At 57.4% G+C, this 4008-nt stretch carries 3 protein-coding genes; 1 reads left to right on the top strand and 2 read right to left on the bottom strand.

Features of this window, described 5'->3' with window-relative positions; all coding sequences use genetic code 11:
• Positions 1-20: 20 nt before the first annotated feature.
• Positions 21-185, bottom strand: coding sequence for a transposase (locus L0H65_RS15820; RefSeq protein ID WP_301460059.1), 165 nt, complete (start codon positions 183-185; stop codon positions 21-23).
• 805 nt (positions 186-990) lie between these two features.
• Complete coding sequence (locus tag L0H65_RS15815) at positions 991-1302, bottom strand: ETC complex I subunit (RefSeq protein ID WP_301460057.1); 312 nt, start codon at positions 1300-1302, stop codon at positions 991-993.
• Between the two features lie 345 nt (positions 1303-1647).
• Between L0H65_RS15815 and uvrB the strand changes: the two genes are divergently transcribed.
• On the top strand, positions 1648-3831 hold the full coding sequence (uvrB, locus tag L0H65_RS15810; protein WP_301460055.1) for an excinuclease ABC subunit UvrB: 2184 nt from the start codon (positions 1648-1650) through the stop codon (positions 3829-3831).
• Positions 3832-4008: the final 177 nt, after the last annotated feature.

Below are 4008 nucleotides of genomic sequence, written 5' to 3'. Positions count from 1 at the left end.
GGGAAGTTTCGGGGGGCAGGTCAGAGGTCATGCCGCCACGCGTAGATCTGCTGCCGCGTGATCTCGTGGCGCTGCGCCACCTGCGTCACCGTCGCCCCGCCAATCCCGACCGACGCAACAATCTCCAGCTTGTCCTCGTCGCGCCAAATCCGCCGCCGCTCCACTCCAAGAATTTCGCCACGCATCGCAGACCCCGCATACGAAACATCGTTAACGACGTCGTTAAACACGTGTCTTAATTCATAGCCCCGCCGTCAGGCAGGCGGTGACAATAGGGTGGTTACGATATTCAGCACGAGGAGACGATATCTCAATGAAATAGCTCCCGATCGTCAAATTTCCGAAGTGACGAAACGACCCGATGTCTTGACCAAGATCCGTGCCGGACGATACCTTGTTCCAAGCAGCAATGTTCTCGAACTCGGGAGGGAGGGCAGCAGATCGGCGCGGATCAAGAAGACGCCAATGTTCGACAGCTTTTTACAGATTATCTGCAACTTGGTGCGCTACCCGGCCAGTCCCGCAAAACCGTCGGCTCCAATCGAACTGAAACGACTGCCTCACGGCCTTTGAAACCGATTTGCCTTGGCCTTGCAAAACCTTCACCTGTCCCGATGAACGCGTTGCACTTTTGAAAACGCCGCCTCATTGGGACAGATGAATGCTTGAATCCGATAAAACGTGATAGGCTCTAGTCCTCTCCAAAATGGGATTATCATTTCCCAAAAGGTCGACGACTTCAGCGGGGGCGTTCTAGATGTCGTGGTGGGTGAGGAACATTCGCGATAAGCACCATCATGGTTCGAGATGGTTTGGGCGACCCAATAGGACAGCGTTCGGGTCAAGCGGAGATCCAGGCAGGGCGCGTTTCAGTGCAGTTGCAAATAATGTCGTGTACCTAGACTGTCATCACAACACATAGTCATGTCGTTAGCTTCGCCAGATCTTCACCCCGATTTCGCGGCAACCTTGCCCCGATTTACAATTATCTCAATGGGTCCAGACACCGCGCCTATGGGTCGCGAAATTTTCGCCGTAGCCACCGGGGCGGATAATCGGTTTGCGAGGCTTCGGCTCTGCCACAGAGTAGTCAATGCCATGCGCCTTGGCGTAGGCTTCTGCCGCTTCCCGGTTTTCAAATTGCAGGCGCACTTGCGAATTCATATCGCTGCTAGAGGTCCAGCCCATCAACGGGTCGAGCGAGCGTGCAGAGGCCGGAACGTAGTCCAACACCCAGTCCTTTGTCTTCGCAGTCCCCGATTGCATGGCGTTGCGGGCGGGTCGGTAGATGCGGGCGCGCATGGGCAGGCTCCTTGAGGCATTCGCTTGGCCATATATATGCCGGAAATGTCAGAGGATTTGCAAGCGGAATGGCCCGATGCCTGCGGATTTGGGGTGCTGCCGGCTGATCACTGGGAGTGTGGGTGGGGTGTGTGGTGTGATCAGCCGACAGTCTTTGCTGCTTGCCTCATCACTCTGCAATATGGTTTCCGGATATACAACCGAAAGATGCAAAATTTCGGAGAATATTCCATAAAATTGCAGCGTTCCTGTTAATCCTAAAGAAATCCTGGTTACAAAAGCGTTAATCGCCCCCTTGAACCGGAACAAAAACAGATCAAATCTAGGGTACTGGAAGGAATCACCATGCCCCACAACAATGTCAACGCGCTGACGGAACGACCCGATGTGCTGACGCGCCCCAAGCTCGAGGGCGGACGGCGCTTCAAACTGTCAACGCCGTTTGAACCCGCGGGCGACCAACCCACGGCGATCGTGGAACTGTCGGCGGGGATTCAGGGCGGCGAACGCGATCAGGTGTTGCTGGGGGCGACGGGCACCGGCAAGACTTTCACCATGGCCAAAGTGATCGAACAGACCCAGCGCCCGGCAATCATTCTCGCCCCGAACAAGACGCTCGCGGCGCAATTATACGGCGAATTCAAGGGCTTCTTTCCTGAAAACGCCGTGGAATACTTCGTTTCCTATTACGACTACTACCAGCCCGAAGCCTATGTCGCGCGGTCCGATACCTATATCGAGAAGGAATCCCAGATCAACGAACAGATCGACCGGATGCGCCATTCGGCCACCCGCGCACTGTTGGAACGTGACGATGTGATCATCGTGGCCTCGGTATCCTGCATCTATGGTATCGGCTCGGTCGAGACCTATTCCGCCATGACGCAAGACCTGAAAACCGGTGAAAGCTATGACCAGCGCCAGATCATCGCGGAACTGGTGGCGCAAGCCTACCGCCGCAATGATCAGGCGTTTCAACGCGGTTGCTTCCGCGTCCGCGGCGATTCGCTGGAAGTCTGGCCCGCCCACCTCGAAGACCGGGCTTGGCGGTTCTCGTTTTTCGGCGAGGAACTGGAGGCGATCATCGAGTTTGACCCGCTGACGGGGGCCAAAACGGACAATTTCGACCAAATCCGCATCTACGCCAATTCCCACTACGTCACCCCGCGCCCAACGATGAACCAAGCGATCATCGGCATCAAAAAAGAACTGCGGATGCGGCTCGACCAACTGGTGGCCGAGGGCAAGTTGCTGGAAGCGCAACGGTTGGAGCAACGCTGTTCCTTTGATCTGGAAATGTTGGAGGCGACCGGCGTTTGCAACGGGATTGAAAACTATTCGCGCTATCTGACGGGTCGCGCGCCGGGGGAACCGCCGCCGACACTGTTCGAGTTCATCCCCGACAATGCCATTGTTTTTGCAGACGAATCCCACGTTTCGGTGCCACAGATCGGCGGCATGTATAAAGGTGACTTCCGGCGCAAGTTCACGTTGGCCGAACATGGTTTCCGCCTGCCGTCGTGCATGGACAACCGCCCGCTGAAGTTTGAGGAATGGGATGCGATGCGACCGCAAAGCATCTTCGTTTCAGCCACCCCCGCGAAATGGGAGATTGAACAGGCAGGCGGCGTTTTCACCGAACAGGTGATCCGTCCCACGGGGCTGATTGATCCAAAGGTGGAAATCCGCCCCGTTGAATCCCAGGTCGATGACCTGCTTGATGAGATTCGCCGCGTGGCGCTGGCGGGGTTGCGGGTCTTGGTGACGGTGTTGACCAAGCGAATGGCCGAGGATCTGACCGAGTATTTCCACGAACAGGGCATCCGTATCCGCTATATGCATTCGGACATCGACACAATAGAACGCATTGAAATCTTAAGGGATTTGCGGTTGGGGGCGTTTGACGTTCTGGTCGGCATCAACCTGTTGCGTGAAGGTTTGGATATTCCGGAATGTGGGCTGGTTGCAATTCTGGACGCGGACAAGGAAGGCTTCTTGCGCTCTGAGACCTCGCTGATCCAGACCATTGGCCGCGCCGCGCGAAATGCCGATGGTCGGGTGATCATGTATGCCGACCGCATCACCGGGTCGATGGAGCGCGCGATTGGTGAAACCGACCGCCGCCGCGCCAAACAGACCGCCTACAACGTCGAACACGGCATCACGCCGACGACGGTGAAAAAGAACGTCGAGGATGTGCTGGCCGGGCTGTGGCAAGGCGACACCGATCAATCGCGCATCACCACCAAGATCGACAAACCGATGATGGGCAGCAACCTTGCGGCCCATCTTGATGCGCTGCGGGTGCAGATGCGCAAGGCTGCCGAGAATCTGGAGTTTGAGGAAGCCGCTCGCCTGCGCGACGAGGTGAAACGCCTGCAAGCGGTGGAACTCGCCATTGCCGATGACCCGCTGGCGCGGCAATCGGTGGTGGAAGAAGCGGTTGAGGACGCGCAGAAAATGGCGGGACGCTCCACCGGCGGACGGGCCGGGATGCGGGGCGGGAACAAGCGGCGCGGTCGAAAATGACCGCGCCTTGAAGCGTTCAGGGCCGTTTGACCAGCGCCGGAACAACAACAGCACGATCACAGCGCCAGTCGTCGCATGGATGATCGCAGTCACAATCCCGCCGCTCCCGCCAAACCCGCGACGCGGCGGCCAGAGACCTGCGAGCACGGCAACAATGATGCCTACAACGATGGTTCC

This window comes from Pseudorhodobacter sp. (assembly GCF_030452865.1).
In the GTDB taxonomy this organism is placed as follows: Bacteria; Pseudomonadota; Alphaproteobacteria; order Rhodobacterales; family Rhodobacteraceae; genus Pseudorhodobacter.
This window is presented reverse-complemented; position numbering and strand designations above follow the sequence as displayed.